Raw genomic sequence first — 15,161 nt, 5'->3', positions numbered from 1 at the left:
GGCTCAGAGATGAATAAGATAAAATTCGGTACGACCGTTGAGGTGGCTACGCCGGATAGAATCGAGGAGCTGCGCAGCAAGAAACCCGAATCAATCCGGAGTACCGGTGAGGCGATTGACTATCTGAGTGTTATGCTCACCTGTCTTACGCCTCGAGTTGCTGAGGCCATGGATAAAGCCTGCAAAATAGAGCTTCAACTTACTGCGCAGGAAATGAGACACCTCTCATTTGATGGTTCAGAGGAATTGTGCGTAGCGGAACTTAAGCGTAGCCAGGATCAGTTCCAGCGCCTTCACGAGCACTTTTCACTTTACTACATGGCAGAGATCAAGCCCCGCGACATGCGGCGGATTGATCTTGCCGACAATGATTTCGCTGTCGTCCCATCGTCTTGGATATTGCTTGGTGACGGCGAAAGCTCAGAATCTTTCAGCCAGGTTTCAGTTGTCGAAATCTGCGGAGGCGCAAAACACGGCGCGCCTCACTTCGCCTTCCTCCATAACGGCGAGTATAACGAGGAGGATGTCCTCGACCTTGCGATTCAGAAATGGCCACCCCTATTTGACCTCACCCATGACCCATGCGTCGGAAGGTGGAATAGCAAATCGACCAAATCATGTGTCTATAACGGCGTACCTGTCATATGCTTCTACGAGCTTCAAGATGCGTCCTTCTATGAGGGACAGGGACTAGATGCCCCTTGCGGTGCAGCGGTGCACCGTTGCCAGCAGTGATCTGGCTGTACCTCAGCATCCTTGCCATGATGAACACTTGTTCCCGCACCGGATGGCATGGGTGCACTCCCCCATCATCGATGGGAGTTGACTGAGACGGGGAGGAAATAATGCAGCAGAGGTTAATCGAAGCGCCTGTCGAGATACTCGCGGCGGTAATGGGTCACCCGCGAGGCTGGGAGACGATTCTTGACTCCATGGCCGAGCATTCCGAATTGGGCCCGAGGAGTATTCTCGCCCTCGCGGCATTCAAACTCGACCATCCCGAGGCCGATACCTCCGCTGTCCTCAGCAGATCGCTCGCTGATAGGTTGGGCGGCAAAATCAAAGAGCATCCGGTAGGGTTTGAAATCCTCGTTCCCTTTGCAAAACGGGTCGGTGAAGAGCTGACTCTCGATTGCGAGCTCGTGCCGGAGACCGTCTACCCCGCCTCAGCCTACACAGGCCTCACCTCGTGTCCCGGTGCCGCTCCGATCAGGGTGGTCGAGGGGGATACGGTCGCGCTCGACGCGGTAACGAAGGCCGTCGAAGACATCGACCTTGAGGGCATGGACCCGATGGCCTCCCATGTGACGCTTCGCCGCTACGGGATCGATGACGGCTTGGAGATTCCAGTGCCGATGGAGGACACCGAGCTGCTTCTCGCCCGCATCGAGCGCGTCTGCGCCCAAGTGAGGGGCGCCACGGACAGAATCGACCGCGCCCTCAAGAGGGCGGGTTACGAGCGCAAGCCGAGAACGCGGGCTTCGCAGAGCAGCCCGGTCGAGCGCGGCCAATCGGCAACCATGACGACAAAGCGCCTGAAGAGTATGCTCGCATCCTTCGATGCCGGCGCGCGCGGAGCCTCCAACAACGCCCGAAAGGGGGCGTAGTTCCATGGCCAGGAGAACGTCGAGGCGCTTTGTCGCGGTTGAGGGGCAAATCTCCCTCTTCGCGATGGACGACCCCTCAATTTACGAGGCGCCAGCCGAAAAACAAATAGATGACGTGGATGCACAGCAAAGGTTGGCACTTGACTTTGGTGCGCAACAGGAATCTTATGTAAGCCAAACGGGAGGCGATAAGGCCGCCCGCAACGATGATTCCGAGGAGGAAGCGCATGTCGGTGCTGAAGAACCCGTACAGGGGCGTGAGGGGACTCCGGTATTCCTTCATGGAGCAGAACGCTCCGGAGGAACTGGCCAGGATAGATGCGGCCGGCGAGACGGAGGAGTATCTCAAGGCAGTGGAGCGCAACTATCTGACGAGGCTCGCGGAGCTTCAGGACAGCTGCATGGAGAGCTGCGGGGCGACGACGGAGTTCGCACAGCTCACGATGGCCGAGTGCCGGTACGACGACTACATTCGCAGGGCCAACAGCGCCCGGAAGATGGCCGAAGAGATCGCCCTCAACGAGACGGTGCTCACACTCTAGCCACCCGCCGCAACACCGAGTACCTTAACCCCGATGCCCAGGCCGGCCATTCGCCGCTGGAGCGCGCGAGGCTGAACGTGGCCGCCCTGCGCGCCCTCAAGGCGACCATGGATGAGGGGCGAGACGCCACCCCAGAGGAGGCACGCGCCATTTCAGCCTACTCCGGTTGGGGCGGTGCCGCGAACGCCTTTGCCGAAAACCAGACCGGCGGCTGGGCCGAGGTATCACGGGAGCTGAAAGAGCTGCTGAGCGAAGATGAGTTCGCCGAGCAGCGCGCGACGGTCCTCACTGCCTTCTATACCCCCCGTCCCGTCGTAGAGCTTATCTGGGAGACGCTGAGGGATGCCGGTATCTGCGATGGGGGCAGAGCCGAGATTCTGGAGCCGGGCTGCGGCACGGGCAACTTCATGCGCTGCGTGCCCGAGGGCATGGACGTCCATGTGACCGGCGTGGAGATCGACCCCGTGAGCGCGGGACTTGCTCGTGTGCTTTGCCCGGACCATACGATCGTCGCCGCAGATATCGAAAAATGCGAGATCCCCGATGGGTCATTTGACGCCGCCATAGGCAACGTCCCCTACTCCGACGCTATTAAAATTGATGGGGTACCGCTTCACGACTATATGATCAAGAGGGCCATGGCCGCCGTGCGCCCCGGCGGTATCGTCGCCGTGCTGACGAGCCGCTACACAATGGATAAGGCACGCGAGGCCACGCGTGAGTACCTTGCGCGAGAGTGCGACCTTGTCGGTATGGCACGACTCCCCAAGGAGACATTCGAGAGCCAGGCTGGAACGAGCGCGCTGTGCGACCTCGTCATCCTGAGAAAACTTGAGAAGCCGCGTGAGGTCGAGCGCGAAAGTGCGCCGGCCTGGGTCCACACGGCGACCAACGCGGACGGCTTCCGCGTGAACGCACTGCTTGCCTCCAATCCGTCCATGGCCGTCGGCGAGCAGGGTTCAGAAATGACCGCGTACGGCCCCGGATATGCGCTGACCAGCGGTCTTGACGTCAAGGGTATCGCCGATGGTGCCAGGAAGGCCCTGGCAGATCAGGCCATCGCTGCAATCTACCATACTTTCGAGGGGATGCCCGATAGGTCTGCCGTACCCGAGGTCGCGCCGGTTCCCGCCGACCCTGCGCTCTATGAGTTCACACTGGGCGACGGCGGATCTATCTGGTACGGCAACGGCGACACGGTCGAGCTTTTCCGGCCCACAGGCCGGGGGGCAGAGGATCGTGCCCGCGCAATGCTCGAGATCAGGGATGCCGTGCGAGCACTAATCTCGCTCGAGCGTGACCCCAAATCGACTGATGCCGCAATCGAATCTGGAATAAAGGCGCTCAACGACCGCTATGACCGCTTCGCTGAGCGATACGGTCGCCTGAATGATCAGAAGAACCGCAGGGTCCTTACCATGAAGGGCTATCACGACTGCTCGCTCGGCATCAACCTCTTCAGTCTCGAGGTGCTGGACACCAAGAAGAACTTCGTCCGCAAGGCCGATATCCTCTCGAAGCGCACTGTGCGCCCCCAGGCACCCCTCCCCGACCGTTTGGAGACCCCGGCTGATGCCCTGGCCGTCTCATATGACCGTACGGGCGGCGTCGATCTGGCACTCATCGGGCGACTACTCGGCTGCAGTGTCGCCGAGGCCGAGCAAAGGCTCGGCGACCTCATCGTCCGCGATCCGATCACGTCGATAATCGAGAGCGCCGAGGCATATCTTTCCGGCGATATCGGCGAGAAGCTCGATGCGATCCATTCGATGCAAAAGAAGATAGAGAGCTATCGGGTTGACGCCGGGGAAAGCTCCTGGCTCGAGTCTGTATCGATTCCCCCTGCCCGCACTCCCGAGACGAGTGCGGAGGTGGCGAGAGCCGTTACCGTTCTCACGAAAAGTGGCCTGTGGGATACCTGCGTCCATCCCTTGACGGCCGACCGTGCCGTTATCGCCTCGGCGCATGTCGGCAGCCTCCCCGACAGCTGGCGCGACAGGTCATTCAGCACGTGGACCGGAGAGGCGTTAATTGCAGCCTTGGGAGAGCTCGATGAGGGGGTTCACATCTCCATCGAGCGCAGGAACGGCTACGCGGCCATATCGAACCCGCTCATCGCGGCGCTTGTCGAGAGATCGCTCGGATATCTGGCAAGTAAACGGGATTTCGCGACCGATGGGATGAACACGGAGGAGGTTCTCTGGCGATTGTCCACCAATCCCCGCGTGGGGCCTGATGTCCTTGCCGTCGCACTTGGGCGTGCCGATGCTGACAACACATATCAGACTCCCGATCCGATCAAAAACCTGGCGCGCGCGTATGGGATCTCTGTTGCCCGGAAGTCGGAGCAGGAGCCCCTTTCGAGTGTTTTGGCGGCTGCGATGAAGGCGGACCCCGTGCCGGCCGAATTCCTTATCTCGCTCGGCTACCGCCAGGCTGGTGACGAGGCCGTGATGAGGACTACCCATGTCGACTGGGTAGGCGACGTCGATCAGCCTATTCCCCACGAGGAGCTCGTCAACTCAGATGACCTTGCCGAGTACAGGGCTAGACGCGAGCGACATATGGCAGCCTTCGGCCTAACCGAGTCTGATGTCGAGAGGCTCGCCGCGCTGCGCACCTGCGAAGAGAAACTGAAAGCCGTGCTTCCACGTGAGCTGGGTCCCGGAGAGATCGCGGCGACCCTGGGTTCTCCCTGGATTCCCCCCTCCTTCGTTATGAGCTTCATCGAGGAGGAACTCGAGTTAACTGATGGTGAGATGACTGCGGCAAAGCAGAGGAAATTCGAGGTTGCCCATGAGCCTCGTACCGGAAAATGGCGTCTGACGGGAAACGCGACCGAGCTTTCGCTCGAGGTGCTGGCCAGATACGGGTGCAACAGCTATTCGCCGCTCAAGGTCATTTCGGCCGTCCTCAACGGCAGCGAGACGAAGCTGAACAAGACCGACCTGTCAACGGGCAAGAAGATTCCCGACCCCCAGGGGACTAAGGCCGCATGGGACAGGAGACGCTTGATTTCGTCAGCTTTCGAGAAATGGGTGTGGGCAGACCCGGACCGGGCGAATGTCCTATGCAGAATCTACAACGATAGGTACAACCGTCTTGCCCCCAGGACGTATGACGGCTCTTACCTCACGTTTCCCGGTATGAATCCCGACGTGGAGATGAGGCCGCATCAGCGTGCAGCCGTCGCGCGAGCCGGGCAGGCAGATGAGGGCACGCTTGTGGCCCATGTTGTCGGCGCCGGAAAAACCTATACGGGTATCGCCATGTGCATGGAGGCCAGGCGTCTCGGTCGGGCCAACAAGCCGCTTGTCGTCGTGCCGAAGCACCTAACCGAACAGTGGGCATCGGAATTTGCCTACCTCTATCCAGGTCGAGGGTGCTCTATATGGGTAAATCTGAGTCGGATTCTGCGGATGCGGCAAGGGAGTTCTTCGGCCGCGCGGCAAACGGTGACTGGGACGCCGTGATCGTATCGAGTTCGCGCTTTGATATGCTCGACCTTTCGCAGGAGCGAAAGGAGGTCTATCTCAAACGCCGAAGGATGGAATTCCTGCGGGCCAAAGAAGATGCGCAAGAAAACGGTGGAACCTTCTCGGTAAAAAAGCTCGAGGAAGAAGTTAAAAAAATCAATGAGAAGCTCTCGAAGCTCCATTCTTCTCCGAAGACCGATGGGCTTTCGTTCGAGGAGATCGGCTTCGACTATCTGTTTGTGGACGAGGCGCACAACTATAAGAATCTCCCTACGTATGGCCTCGCTATTGCGGGAATGACTTCCTCGAAGTCCAACCGTAGTGAGAGCCTGCTTGAAAAGTGCACCTACCTTCGTGAGATTGGCCATGGACGCAACATCGTGTTCGCCACGGGCACGCCTGTCACCAATACGATGGGCGAGCTGTACAACATGCAGCGCTATCTCGCGCCTAAGCTCCTCGAGAGGCAGGGCCTGTCATCGTTCCCGGCCTGGGCGTTCACATTCGGAACGATTGAGGACTCGATGGAGATTAAGCCCGAGGGCAACGGCTTCCAGCTGAAGCAGCGCTTCACGAAGTTCCATAACCTCCCCGAGCTCATGGGTGCCTATCGAACTTTTGCGGACATCGTCACGCAGGAGACCGTGAACCTCAAGGTCCCCGATTGCGAGGAGATCCATATCACAGTGCCAGCCACGCCCGAGCAGGTCGAGGAGGTCAAAAAGCTCGGCATCCGCGGCGAGCGCGTCCGCGCCGGAACTGCCGATGACAACGATAACCTGCTTGCGATCACCGGCGACGGCATGAAGGTCGCCCTCGACCCGAAGCTGATGCACCCAGAGCTTGAGCCGATGGAGGGCGGCAAATGCGAGGCGTGCGCACGTGAGGTATTTAGAATCTGGGAGGAGACGGCCGACATTCGCGGCGCTCAGCTCGTCTTCTGCGACCGTTCGACCCCAGCCTCGGGAAAATGGAATATCCAAGACGATATGAGGAGACGCCTCATCGAGGCGGGAATCCCCTCAGAGCAGGTTGCTTGCGTCAGCGACGTCGGCAACGACCCGGAGAAGAAGGAAACGCTCTTCGAGAAGGTGCGTACGGGTGAGGTTCGCGTTCTCATGGGTTCGACTGAGAAGCTGGGCACGGGCACAAACGTTCAGACGAGACTCGCGGCCATCCACAACCTTGATTGCCCATGGAGGCCTTCCGATTTCGAGCAACGCCTTGGTCGAATCAGGCGTCAGGGAAACCTTTTCGAGAGCGTGAGGGACTTCAAGTACGTCGCCCAGGGAACGTTCGACTCCTTCCTCTACTCCACCGTCGAGCACAAGCAGCGCTTCATCGGGCAGGTCTTCTCGAATAAGCCGTCCGTACGCAGCATGGATGACATCGATGAGACGAGGATCTCCTACTCCGACCTTGCCGCCGTGGCGTCCGGCAATCCCGATATCAAGAGGATCCAGGAGCTGAGAAGCGAGATTATGGCGCAGTCCATGCTCAAGCAGTCTCATGCCGAGATGGTGGCAAACATGCGCCACCAGATCGAATCTCGTTATGAGCCTTCAGCTGCATGCAACCGCCGACGATTCGATTTGCTCGAACGCGACCACGATGTCCTCGAGCGCGCGAACAGGCAAAGGGAGCTCGACAAGGGCACAGATATCGTAAGGGTCTCGGTCGGAGGCCTGTCGGCGCTAGATCGAGCTAGCGCGATCGGAATGATCCGGCAGGCTGCCGGAGATTGCCCCATCGGCCCCATCAGGGCAATTGGAGAGTTTCGCGGTCTTGAGATTGTCGTGAAGAAGGAGCAGACGCTGCTCGAGCGAGGCGGCACCTTCCGTTACGACCCTTTCATCGGCCTAAGGGTCAAGGGTACAGCCGACGCGCACTGGTCGAATCATATGCTGCCATCGGCCACTTCCGGTTCACACACCGTGCTGCAGCAGATGGACGGCATTATCGATAAGGAGGCGGGCGGTCTGGACCAGGCAAGGGCCCTTATGGAGCGTGCCGACAAGCAGCTCGAGGATGCCACCAAGATCGTTGCCGAGCCCTGGGACGGCGAGGAGAACCTCAAGAAGCTGCAGGACGAGCTTGCGGAGCTGGAGCAGAAGGAGTTGCAAAAGGGTCAGGAAGAGTCAAGCGGAGATGATTGCCAGGACGAAGACGGCCATGCCATCACGGAATCTCCCGTCAGTGTTGAGGGGCGGGATGGAGACGAGCATCCCCACACGAACAGTCATGGATTTTAAACGACAGGCAAAATCGGCTTCCAAAGACTTCGATCGTTTGGATGCTATAGGACCTATTGAGGTTGAATGAGATTGGAGACGGGATGGATGTAGGGAAAAGTCTCGCCGAATCGATTGAGGGGGCCACGACGGCCTACTATCGGGATGGCGGTGCCACCGAGACTGGGATTGCGGCTGATGAGAGACTGGTCGAAGCGCTCAAGCAGGCCTATATCGCCGCCTATGCCCGAAATGACGGCGGCTCGCTGGATACCGTGAGAAATGAGCTCGCGGAGTTCGGCGGAAGGGAGCCGACGACCAACGAGATCTGCGAGGCCGCCATCGCGCTCGCAGGCAAGCAGGCAAAGCAGGATGCGGGTGTCATCTCCCGCATGTTCAAGCTGCAGGCCGCATCACTTGCTGAGGAGTACGCGCCCGCGCTCGTCAGGACCTTCGATGCGGAGCGCGCGCAGAAGGCTGATCGCGGCATCGCGGTAAACGAAAAAAATACGGTCAAGCGAACGAATATTAGGAGGAGCTGATATGTACCTTGTGGATGACTACGGAGAGCCTTACGTCGCCTTATTCAGTGTGCAGTACACGCCTAAGTACAGTGACTATCCTTGTCGGCCCCATGACGCCTGTTTCAAACTCAAGAGGGATCCGAAAGGCCGCGAGGGCGTTTTCATCCAGCCCTTCTCGCGTGACGGCATCTCTCCTGTGGCCCACGTCTCGCATGAGGTGGAGGCTGCCCTTGCACTCGGATGGCCGGAGCTTTCGCCCAACGGTTATGTAGTCAAATTTCCCGGCCATTATGATGGTGCCAAGGAAATCGGGAGCTTCAGTGCCGGACATGAAAGCCTGATGGAACTCCCGATCCTCATGGGCATCCTAGAGCTCGAGGGGGTCGTGGAGAACGCCGAGCGTGACTCGCTTTACGGCGCGCTCGTGGTCGACGAGGAGGCCAGGGAGATTAGGGTCGAGGTTCCTGAAGATATCGATATCGAGTTCAGATATTGGCTCAGGAATAACGGGTCGCACCCTGTCTCATCCGAGGAAATGCCGACGATTCCCGTTACCCGCGACCCGAACCAGATTTCCAACGAGGCCGCTGCAATTCTTTCGGAAAAGACGCCAGAGCGCTTTATGAGGTCGCTACTCGACTCGAAGATCTTGCGTGACGGGGCCTCGCCGTCAGATGTCGCGGCGCTGAGGTCGGGCCTCGATGGCCTTTTGGGCCGTGGCGTCGCCGGTACGAAAAGCCTTACAAAATCGCTCGAAATGAGAGAACGTTCAACACACCATTAAACGTTTCGCCAGACTGAAAGCCCCTGTCTAGAGCAGGGGCTTTCCATTATTCATGAGCATGGTAAATCATGTAATCGACAATTACGCTGTCACGTTATTACGCAGTTACTTTATGTCGCAGTTACGTTATCGGGTAGTTCCGTTGTTGTGCAGTCGCGTAGTTACGTTATTCGAAAGTTCCGTTATCAGGCGGTTCGGCTGTTGCTAAGGACTGGCATGTCACCCGCTGGCACCAAACGGTCTCGTGCGAGAGTTTCGGCAGTGGGATTCTTATCTCATGCCAGCCCCTGGAAGAAAAGGTCAAATCGATTGGCTCTGCTAGGACAGGATTAGCATATTGGTGTAAGTGGAAGTTGGAATACCAGATTGAACGGAGCGAACTTGAACGGTTCCTGCAAGGGGATTTCGAGTTTTGTTCGCAAGTCCATCGTGCTTGCCTGCCCCATTGGCTTCGAAAAAGGCAGCCAGTCCAAGGCGGGTGCCGTTGCGGTGGATGTCCCCACGGCCAGCTAAGGTTTTCTCGGCGATCTGCTTGTCCAGTTTCTTCATCGAACGATTGCCGACCTTGTCGACCTCAATTCGCCAGTCCAAGGCTTTCCTCCAGCTCGTCGAGCGTCACTGTCTCAAGCCTACCAGCCCGGTAATCCTCGACCTTCTTCAATAGTCCGTACTCGTACTCAAGCCTGTCAATCTCGGCAGCGAGTGCTTCTGTCATGTAGAAAGTCTTCGCGCGTCCCGTTGATTTCGCCAAACGGTCGTACCTGATTAGTAAGTCCTCGGGCAGGCTCAAAGTCGCGGTAGCAGTTGCCATGACGCACCTCCCAATCACTCGTATAACGTGCTTTACTTTCTAGCACATCGCTAGCCGCAGGGGTGTACAACAATAACTATATTGACAATATGCGTCGTGTGAAGGAAGGGCCTTAGCCCTCGGGGGCGTCTGGATGAAAATGAACAATAGAAGACGGCACTCGGTTGATGTCGCCCATCTTGAATCGCCAATCTTGTAAGAAACATAGAGAACCGGGGAGGGTCAGTCGCTCTGCTAGAATCGTCCTCGCTGTCGGCAGCCCTCGTGCCGGGCAGAGCCCTCCATTCGATGGGAGGTGATGCCCATGACCGATTTAACCGAGCTCGTGAAGCTCCTGACCGCTATGGTCTCGCTCCTCACGGCCATTGTCGGCCTTTCCAAGGCACTCAAGCAGGGCTCGAAGCCCAAAAAGAAAGGCCACCGTCGCTAAGACGATGACCCAACTTCATTAAGCAACGGCTCTGCCCAGCTCTCTACAACTTGGGCTGCCGTCGGCACCATTTTACCCTCCTGGCGAGGAATTCGTCCATATTTCAAAAGATCAAATCGCGTTTGCTATCGAACCTTGATTCTCATTTTCATTGCAACAGCCTCAGGACTCAGCGCAACGCGTTGCGCTGAGTCCTGAGGCGCGAATCCGGGTAGGCAACCCCAGAGGGGCCGGAATCCCCCGGCCCGCGATGGAGGGAGGCCGGCATGTCCAGACCCAAGCCGTCCGGAAGGTCGTACGGGAGGCTCACGAGGCACGAGAGGAACACGGTCGAGAGGATGCTCGACCGCAACCGCAGCGCCCGCGAGATCGCCGCGGAGCTCGGCAGGTCGCCATCGACCGTGACCAGGGAGGTGGCGGCGCACCGCTACGTCACCGCGCCGCGCTCGCGCTACGGCGAGCCCGCGCCCGCGGACCTGTCGGGGGCCTGCCCCAGGCTCTCCGCGTGGCCGAGGTGCTGCAACGGCTGCTCGCACAGGAGGGGCTACGGCTGCTCGAGGAGGCCCAGGGTGTTCTACAGCGCAAGGAGGGCGCAGGAGGCGGCCGACGCCGAGCTCTCGGCGAGCAGGTCCGGGATCGACGAGACCGAGGAGGGCGCCGCCGCCAAGCTCGCGGCCATCAGGGACGGGCTCGCGCGCGGGCTCTCCCCGCAGCAGATAGCGGCGACGACCCCCGGGCTCAGCGCCTCCACCGTCTACAGGTGGGTGGACGCCGGCTACGACGGCATGACGAACATGGAGCTCAGGCGCAAGGTCGGCTACAGGCCGAGGTCGCGCCGGGCCCCGGGGAGGGCGACGTCCCACTCGCCGCGCAGGTCGCACGCGTCGTTCCTCGCGCTCGGCGAGGACGCCTGCGCCGCGGCCTGGGAGATGGACACCGTCGAGGGCCCCAGGGGCGACTCCGCCAGGCTCCTCACGCTCCTGCACCGCCCGAGCCGCTTCCAGCTGGCCCTGCCGCTGCCGGACGGCACGTGCGCCTCGGTCCTGGCGGCGCTCTCCTCCCTGCGCGGGGTCCTCGGCGAGGACGGCGCGAGGCGCGCCTTCGGCGCCGTGCTCACCGACAACGGGAGCGAGTTCGCCGACGAGGGCGCCATCGCGGCGCTGTTCGGCGAGCGGGACGGCGAGACCAGGCTCTTCTACTGCGACCCCCGGCAGAGCCAGCAGAAGGGCGCGTGCGAGAAGAACCACGTGGAGATCAGGAAGCTGCTGCCCAAGGGCGCAGGGGCCAGGTTCGACCGGCTGACGGCGGCGGACTGCGCGCTGCTCATGTCGCAGGTGAACTCCGAGCCGAGGGGGGCGCTCGGGTTCCTGACGCCGGCGCGCGTGCTGCGGATGGCCCTCGGGGAGGACGCCTCCGCCCTCATGGACGCGTTCGGGATAGAGGAGCTGGCGCCCGGCGAGCTCGACCTCACGCCCGGCTGCATCGACAGGGCCAGGGCCGCGAGGGGCGAGGGGCCGCTGGCGGGATAGGCGGCGGGCCGGGACATGGGCCGGAGGGCCCGTTGCGCTGAGTCCGGAACGGCTGCGCGGCGGGCTGGCGGAGCATGCGGCGGCGGCACGGGGACGCCGGCCTCCACAGCCTCTCCACCTGCGGAAACGAGGCGACGACCAGGTGCCGGGGGCTATTCCCGCGTTGCGCTAGCTGCGGAAACGCGGAGCCCGTTCAGGCTGTTGCGTTGAGATTGAAAATCAACCGTTTGCTATCGAACCTTGATTCTCATTTTCATTGCAACAGCCTCAGGACTCAGCGCAACGCGTTGCGCTGAGTCCTGAGGCGCGAATCCGGGTAGGCAACCCCAGAGGGGCCGGAATCCCCCGGCCCGCGATGGAGGGAGGCCGGCATGTCCAGACCCAAGCCGTCCGGAAGGTCGTACGGGAGGCTCACGAGGCACGAGAGGAACACGGTCGAGAGGATGCTCGACCGCAACCGCAGCGCCCGCGAGATCGCCGCGGAGCTCGGCAGGTCGCCATCGACCGTGACCAGGGAGGTGGCGGCGCACCGCTACGTCACCGCGCCGCGCTCGCGCTACGGCGAGCCCGCGCCCGCGGACCTGTCGGGGGCCTGCCCCAGGCTCTCCGCGTGGCCGAGGTGCTGCAACGGCTGCTCGCACAGGAGGGGCTACGGCTGCTCGAGGAGGCCCAGGGTGTTCTACAGCGCAAGGAGGGCGCAGGAGGCGGCCGACGCCGAGCTCTCGGCGAGCAGGTCCGGGATCGACGAGACCGAGGAGGGCGCCGCCGCCAAGCTCGCGGCCATCAGGGACGGGCTCGCGCGCGGGCTCTCCCCGCAGCAGATAGCGGCGACGACCCCCGGGCTCAGCGCCTCCACCGTCTACAGGTGGGTGGACGCCGGCTACGACGGCATGACGAACATGGAGCTCAGGCGCAAGGTCGGCTACAGGCCGAGGTCGCGCCGGGCCCCGGGGAGGGCGACGTCCCACTCGCCGCGCAGGTCGCACGCGTCGTTCCTCGCGCTCGGCGAGGACGCCTGCGCCGCGGCCTGGGAGATGGACACCGTCGAGGGCCCCAGGGGCGACTCCGCCAGGCTCCTCACGCTCCTGCACCGCCCGAGCCGCTTCCAGCTGGCCCTGCCGCTGCCGGACGGCACGTGCGCCTCGGTCCTGGCGGCGCTCTCCTCCCTGCGCGGGGTCCTCGGCGAGGACGGCGCGAGGCGCGCCTTCGGCGCCGTGCTCACCGACAACGGGAGCGAGTTCGCCGACGAGGGCGCCATCGCGGCGCTGTTCGGCGAGCGGGACGGCGAGACCAGGCTCTTCTACTGCGACCCCCGGCAGAGCCAGCAGAAGGGCGCGTGCGAGAAGAACCACGTGGAGATCAGGAAGCTGCTGCCCAAGGGCGCAGGGGCCAGGTTCGACCGGCTGACGGCGGCGGACTGCGCGCTGCTCATGTCGCAGGTGAACTCCGAGCCGAGGGGGGCGCTCGGGTTCCTGACGCCGGCGCGCGTGCTGCGGATGGCCCTCGGGGAGGACGCCTCCGCCCTCATGGACGCGTTCGGGATAGAGGAGCTGGCGCCCGGCGAGCTCGACCTCACGCCCGGCTGCATCGACAGGGCCAGGGCCGCGAGGGGCGAGGGGCCGCTGGCGGGATAGGCGGCGGGCCGGGACATGGGCCGGAGGGCCCGTTGCGCTGAGTCCGGAACGGCTGCGCGGCGGGCTGGCGGAGCATGCGGCGGCGGCACGGGGACGCCGGCCTCCACAGCCTCTCCACCTGCGGAAACGAGGCGACGACCAGGTGCCGGGGGCTATTCCCGCGTTGCGCTAGCTGCGGAAACGCGGAGCCCGTTCAGGCTGTTGCGTTGAGATTGAAAATCAACCGTTTGCTATCGAAGTTCATTCATCGTCCATACGTCTTGGGACTGTGGTTGTCTGACGATTGAGTTCTACAGTCGATGACTCGTCTAGAATTGATGGGATGGCGCATTCCGTGCGCGGGCGGCCGACAATTCGATTGGAGGCTTCCCTATGCTAAAGATCCTTGATGCGCTGGCCGCCCTTGCGACGGTCGGCACGTTCGTCATTGCGTTTTTCGATTCGTATGATGTTCGAGTTAAGGTCCGTAGGCGTACGTGCGGTGCGGACGGTGGACGGCATTTGCGCAGCAAGCGCAAATAAGAATGCCCGGGGTGGAGCCCGGGCATTTAACCAAAACTGAAAACTAGGCCGCCCGCGCTCCATGTTGCTTACACGGGATGCGTCGTCTTCAACAGTCATCTTACCCTCTTTAGGCAGATAAAACCACCGTGTGTTCGGGTTCTCATGTGAGATCATCCATCGTTCATACAATGCGGACTGTAACGACGGGGCCACTCAGGGCATGTAATCGACAACTGCACAATTACGTTATGCATACTTATACTTTTGAGAAGTTACGGTATTACGCAACCGTGCTATTACGTAATTGCACTATGCCGTAGTTACGCTATTACGCAGTTCGGGTGTTGCCAGTATTCAGCGGGGTTCGACAAAAGCGCCGCCTGTGGTAACCGGTGATGGTGCCGTTGCGAACGGTCGGGTTGACTCTGCGAAGGTTATATCCGCGGCATGTTTTTGTAGACGCCCTGGCGGTGGCCGACTCTCACGACCTCGATGACGGCCTTCCCATCCTCGATCCTCCCCAGGATACGGTAGACTCCGACTCGCCAGCGCCAACCAGAGTCGGTACACTGAAGCTGTTTTCCGTTCGGTGCGAGACGTGGGTCTTCGCATCCATCAAGATGTTCTTGGACCCAGGACAGGATGATGAGCCGCTGCTTTTTCGGAATCTTGAGAAGTTGCTTGGCCGCGGCCTTGGACCACTCGACACTGAAGCTCATTCGGCCTCCATGGCCATGCGCATGACGTCGTCCATCGAGTAACGGGTGCCGTCATCTTCCACCAACGCCTCGTTGTATGCCTTGATATCGGCTGCCTCCTCGACCTTCTCTAGGGCGGCACTCCTCACGAATTCAGAAAAGGACATGCCGAGGACGCTCGCATAGGACTGAATCCAGTCCTTCTCTCCCTCGTCGAACCTGATGGCGGTCGCGCTCATGGCCATGGTTGCTCCAATCAACGTAAAACGATGTAGTACGATGATTATACCCGTTCGTTTCGGGGACAGTCATAAAATGCGAGGCATAACAGCTGCCTGCACGTTTAATCAATGCGTTTTCACTTGCATTGAAAAGAAAATTGGGGAGCTGT

15 protein-coding genes are annotated in these 15,161 nt (G+C 60.9%); 11 read left to right on the top strand and 4 right to left on the bottom strand.

The genetic code is table 11. The annotated features are described in order from the left end of the window. The first annotated feature begins 9 nt into the window (after nt 1-9). The 7 genes from ACGHEN_RS05710 (at nt 10) to ACGHEN_RS05680 (ending at nt 9,164) form a co-directional block, all read left to right on the top strand. On the top strand, nt 10-735 hold the full coding sequence (locus tag ACGHEN_RS05710; protein ID WP_390397976.1) for a hypothetical protein: 726 nt from the start codon (nt 10-12) through the stop codon (nt 733-735). Between the two features lie 110 nt (nt 736-845). Beyond that, nucleotides 846-1,607, top strand: coding sequence for a hypothetical protein (locus ACGHEN_RS05705; protein WP_390397974.1), 762 nt, complete (start codon nt 846-848; stop codon nt 1,605-1,607). A gap of 227 nt (nt 1,608-1,834) precedes the next feature. Beyond that, nucleotides 1,835-2,149 carry a hypothetical protein gene (locus ACGHEN_RS05700; RefSeq protein ID WP_390397971.1) on the top strand — a complete coding sequence of 105 codons (315 nt, stop codon included), beginning with the start codon at nt 1,835-1,837 and terminating at the stop codon, nt 2,147-2,149. A gap of 77 nt (nt 2,150-2,226) precedes the next feature. Then, a complete protein-coding gene (locus tag ACGHEN_RS05695; protein ID WP_390397968.1) occupies nt 2,227-5,622 on the top strand; it encodes a methyltransferase domain-containing protein in 3,396 nt (1,131 codons plus the stop codon). Further along, the gene (locus tag ACGHEN_RS05690; protein ID WP_390397965.1) at nt 5,541-7,877 is read left to right on the top strand and encodes a helicase-related protein; all 2,337 of its coding nucleotides are present in this window, start codon (nt 5,541-5,543) and stop codon (nt 7,875-7,877) included. The genes ACGHEN_RS05695 and ACGHEN_RS05690 overlap by 82 nt, the downstream gene beginning before the upstream one ends. A gap of 83 nt (nt 7,878-7,960) precedes the next feature. Next, the gene (locus ACGHEN_RS05685; protein WP_390397963.1) at nt 7,961-8,398 is read left to right on the top strand and encodes a hypothetical protein; all 438 of its coding nucleotides are present in this window, start codon (nt 7,961-7,963) and stop codon (nt 8,396-8,398) included. A gap of 1 nt (nt 8,399) precedes the next feature. Continuing rightward, the gene (locus tag ACGHEN_RS05680) at nt 8,400-9,164 is read left to right on the top strand and encodes a hypothetical protein (protein ID WP_390397960.1); all 765 of its coding nucleotides are present in this window, start codon (nt 8,400-8,402) and stop codon (nt 9,162-9,164) included. Nucleotides 9,165-9,482: 318 nt separating this feature from the next. On the opposite strand, the gene ACGHEN_RS05675 is transcribed toward ACGHEN_RS05680, so the two are convergent. Beyond that, the gene (locus ACGHEN_RS05675; protein ID WP_390397958.1) at nt 9,483-9,755 is read right to left on the bottom strand and encodes a hypothetical protein; all 273 of its coding nucleotides are present in this window, start codon (nt 9,753-9,755) and stop codon (nt 9,483-9,485) included. Beyond that, nucleotides 9,739-9,975, bottom strand: a complete 237-nt coding sequence (locus tag ACGHEN_RS05670; protein WP_390397955.1) for an antitoxin — start codon at nt 9,973-9,975, stop codon at nt 9,739-9,741. Before ACGHEN_RS05670 ends, ACGHEN_RS05675 begins: the two co-directional genes overlap by 17 nt. Before the next feature lie 304 nt (nt 9,976-10,279). Between ACGHEN_RS05670 and ACGHEN_RS05665 the strand changes: the two genes are divergently transcribed. The 4 genes from ACGHEN_RS05665 (at nt 10,280) to ACGHEN_RS05650 (ending at nt 14,090) form a co-directional block, all read left to right on the top strand. Next, a complete protein-coding gene (locus ACGHEN_RS05665; RefSeq protein WP_390397952.1) occupies nt 10,280-10,405 on the top strand; it encodes a hypothetical protein in 126 nt (41 codons plus the stop codon). Between the two features lie 266 nt (nt 10,406-10,671). Next, entirely contained in the window at nt 10,672-11,934 is a 1,263-nt protein-coding gene (locus ACGHEN_RS05660; RefSeq protein ID WP_390397345.1) for an IS30 family transposase, read from the top strand. A gap of 371 nt (nt 11,935-12,305) precedes the next feature. Then, nucleotides 12,306-13,568 carry an IS30 family transposase gene (locus tag ACGHEN_RS05655; RefSeq protein ID WP_390397345.1) on the top strand — a complete coding sequence of 421 codons (1,263 nt, stop codon included), beginning with the start codon at nt 12,306-12,308 and terminating at the stop codon, nt 13,566-13,568. Between the two features lie 372 nt (nt 13,569-13,940). Then, entirely contained in the window at nt 13,941-14,090 is a 150-nt protein-coding gene (locus ACGHEN_RS05650) for a hypothetical protein (RefSeq protein ID WP_390397949.1), read from the top strand. A gap of 416 nt (nt 14,091-14,506) precedes the next feature. Here ACGHEN_RS05650 and ACGHEN_RS05645 read toward each other — a convergent pair whose 3' ends face one another. Both ACGHEN_RS05645 and relB read right to left on the bottom strand, forming a co-directional pair. After that, entirely contained in the window at nt 14,507-14,791 is a 285-nt protein-coding gene (locus ACGHEN_RS05645) for a type II toxin-antitoxin system RelE/ParE family toxin (protein WP_390397946.1), read from the bottom strand. After that, nucleotides 14,788-15,015 carry a type II toxin-antitoxin system RelB family antitoxin gene (relB, locus tag ACGHEN_RS05640; RefSeq protein ID WP_117774181.1) on the bottom strand — a complete coding sequence of 76 codons (228 nt, stop codon included), beginning with the start codon at nt 15,013-15,015 and terminating at the stop codon, nt 14,788-14,790. Before relB ends, ACGHEN_RS05645 begins: the two co-directional genes overlap by 4 nt. Nucleotides 15,016-15,161: the final 146 nt, after the last annotated feature.

This window comes from Collinsella sp. i06-0019-1H4, assembly GCF_042849575.1.
In the GTDB taxonomy this organism is placed as follows: Bacteria; Actinomycetota; Coriobacteriia; order Coriobacteriales; family Coriobacteriaceae; genus Collinsella.
Note: the sequence above shows the minus strand (reverse complement) of the source record. Positions and strands in the feature narration are given on the sequence as shown.

Excerpts from the sequence above, each read along its gene's own strand:
- ACGHEN_RS05645 (WP_390397946.1), bottom strand. The coding sequence starts at position 14,791 with ATGAGCTTCAGTGTCGAGTGGTCCAAGGCCGCGGCCAAGCAACTTCTC.
- ACGHEN_RS05670 (WP_390397955.1), bottom strand. The coding sequence starts at position 9,975 with ATGGCAACTGCTACCGCGACTTTGAGCCTGCCCGAGGACTTACTAATC.
- relB (WP_117774181.1), bottom strand. The coding sequence starts at position 15,015 with ATGGCCATGAGCGCGACCGCCATCAGGTTCGACGAGGGAGAGAAGGAC.
- ACGHEN_RS05705 (WP_390397974.1), top strand. The coding sequence starts at position 846 with ATGCAGCAGAGGTTAATCGAAGCGCCTGTCGAGATACTCGCGGCGGTA.
- ACGHEN_RS05685 (WP_390397963.1), top strand. The coding sequence starts at position 7,961 with ATGGATGTAGGGAAAAGTCTCGCCGAATCGATTGAGGGGGCCACGACG.
- ACGHEN_RS05710 (WP_390397976.1), top strand. The coding sequence starts at position 10 with ATGAATAAGATAAAATTCGGTACGACCGTTGAGGTGGCTACGCCGGAT.
- ACGHEN_RS05700 (WP_390397971.1), top strand. The coding sequence starts at position 1,835 with ATGTCGGTGCTGAAGAACCCGTACAGGGGCGTGAGGGGACTCCGGTAT.
- ACGHEN_RS05690 (WP_390397965.1), top strand. The coding sequence starts at position 5,541 with ATGGGTAAATCTGAGTCGGATTCTGCGGATGCGGCAAGGGAGTTCTTC.
- ACGHEN_RS05655 (WP_390397345.1), top strand. The coding sequence starts at position 12,306 with ATGTCCAGACCCAAGCCGTCCGGAAGGTCGTACGGGAGGCTCACGAGG.
- ACGHEN_RS05650 (WP_390397949.1), top strand. The coding sequence starts at position 13,941 with ATGCTAAAGATCCTTGATGCGCTGGCCGCCCTTGCGACGGTCGGCACG.
- ACGHEN_RS05680 (WP_390397960.1), top strand. The coding sequence starts at position 8,400 with ATGTACCTTGTGGATGACTACGGAGAGCCTTACGTCGCCTTATTCAGT.
- ACGHEN_RS05665 (WP_390397952.1), top strand. The coding sequence starts at position 10,280 with ATGACCGATTTAACCGAGCTCGTGAAGCTCCTGACCGCTATGGTCTCG.
- ACGHEN_RS05660 (WP_390397345.1), top strand. The coding sequence starts at position 10,672 with ATGTCCAGACCCAAGCCGTCCGGAAGGTCGTACGGGAGGCTCACGAGG.